General features: G+C 36.8%; 2 protein-coding genes. One reads left to right on the plus strand and one right to left on the minus strand.

The genetic code is table 11. The features are described from left to right. Positions 1–347 precede the first annotated feature (347 nt). Positions 348–710, plus strand: coding sequence for a hypothetical protein (locus ACH2DQ_RS21070; protein WP_395028210.1), 363 nt, complete (start codon positions 348–350; stop codon positions 708–710). Between the two features lie 84 nt (positions 711–794). Here the strand turns inward: ACH2DQ_RS21070 and ACH2DQ_RS21075 are convergent, their stop codons facing one another. Further along, positions 795–1,832, minus strand: coding sequence for an SIS domain-containing protein (locus tag ACH2DQ_RS21075; RefSeq protein WP_395028212.1), 1,038 nt, complete (start codon positions 1,830–1,832; stop codon positions 795–797). Between the last annotated feature and the right edge of the window lie 216 nt (positions 1,833–2,048).

Raw genomic sequence — 2,048 nt, forward strand, 5'->3', positions numbered from 1 at the left:
ATACTAATAGGTCGAAGGCTTATCCATTAGGTTTAGGAAAAGGTTAACGTAGTTGACCTTGCAAGTAAGAACGGATGATATTTGATGAATTTCTGTGTGTGATTTTGAAGGTATATACATGTGAAGCAGCTAATGGTAGCTGCTTTTTTCTTTACAAAAAATAATTAAAAGTAATATATCCAGGCACAATGTTCGGGAAATCAAGGCTGTAATTAAAGATTAAAGGATAAAATCAGATAAATTTTACATAAACTTTAAATAAAACAGGACTAAAGTTAACAAATCCCATGTAGAATATAGACATAATAAAGTTACGAGTAAATGTCATAATAAAGTGGGAGGGAAATATGCAGGTGATATTAGGGTTTGTTTTAATGATAATTGGAATTTCTTATTGCACAGAGTCCATTTTTTCAACGCATAAACGTGCATTCAGGCTTGTAAAACAGGCTGATCGAAATGAGTATTTTTCGTTTTGTGCAAGAATATTTTTTGTATCGTCATTTTTTGTATTCCTGGCTAAGATTGCTTATCTGGCGGAAGCTATTTCCTACCGACAGAATATATACTTTGTTTTGGGAATATGTATCTTAGCAATTATTCTGGTGTTGTTTACAAATAGAAGGAAGACAGGTATGTTTTTTCTTGTTAACACCATCCAAGGTGATAAAAATAAATTGTATGTGGGTAAAAAAGCATTAGAAAAATGAATAAAAAGTGCTGATCTATACTTCAGCACTTTTTATTTTTTTGCATAATTAAAATGTTATAAACGGAGAAAGAGAACGGATTTGTTATACCAGTGAAATATAAGGATTCAGTCCGCCCGGCATATCCGGATTATGGTCTCTTTCAATCGCCTTGTAATATGCCAGCATCTGGCATATATTTATAAATGGAATACCCCAGACAATGGGTTCTTCAATGCCGGAAAGGGATACGTGATAATCCGATTCCCAGTAGTCTTTTGTATGATGTCCCAGGGTAATAACATAGGAACCGCGGTTTTTTATGTCTTTGACCATCTGCTTTTGGTAATTATTTTCATTAGGGTTCAATAAAATAAGGAACAGTTTTTTTTCGTCTGCCAGGACAATCGGTCCGTGCCGGTAGTCCAGAAGATTAAAATACTCTCCGGGAAGTATGCAGATTTCGGTAAATGCCAGACTTCCTTCGCTGGCAATTCCGCTGATTTCCCCATCACCCAATACCGTTACATTATTCCATTCTCTATGTGCTACTTCCTTACACATATCTTTGTGTTCTTCTAAAAAAGCTGGCTGGTTTTTAAAAAACATTTCAAATGCGGCTGCCAGTTGTTCATTTTCCAGATAGATTGCCAGCAGCATCGTTAATGCGTAGTAAATATTCGAAATGGTCCTTGTCTGGCATACGCTGTGGTCAAAAGCCCATGGAATCTCCAGGGTAAAGTCCAGATAAGGTTTTAAAGAACAATCGGTTTTTGCGATAATACCCATAGTTTTAAAGGTAGTAAGTTTACGCAGCTGTTCTAAAGCAAATAATACTTCACTGGTTTCACCAGACCGGGAAGCAACGATGATGAGAGAGTTGCTAATTAAATTGCGGTATTTTTCCGGTGACAGAATAATTTCTCCACCGGAGACAGCTACGGCCTTTTTATCAGTGTACATAGAGAACATGGCAGCGGCACCCTCACTAAGCATGAAGCCCGAACCACACCCCATAAAAATAATGTTTTGGAACGGTTTTTTTATAAACTCATAAATCTGATCGCGTTTTTCCTGGAAAAGTGCCTGCGTTTGTATAAGAGCAGAGGGCTGGGAAAAAATTTCAGTTTGAATGGTATACATGTGATTCCTCCTTTTGTATTTGCTCTTTTAAGGAAAGAGCTAATTCTGATAGTTCGTGATGATCTATATTTTGAGCAGCCAGTAAGATGCCGCCTTGGACAGGCGGAAGATAAGGGGGGATAAGGTTAATCGCAAGCTGCTTTAAATATCTTTTCAGGGGTTCTAGAGCGTGTTTTAAAATTGCTACACCTTGGTCATTTTAACCAAATTAATATT

The organism is Robinsoniella sp., from assembly GCF_034124845.1.

Coding starts and splice junctions, on each gene's coding strand:
- ACH2DQ_RS21070 (WP_395028210.1), top strand. CDS start 348: ATGCAGGTGATATTAGGGTTTGTTTTAATGATAATTGGAATTTCTTAT.
- ACH2DQ_RS21075 (WP_395028212.1), bottom strand. CDS start 1,832: ATGTATACCATTCAAACTGAAATTTTTTCCCAGCCCTCTGCTCTTATA.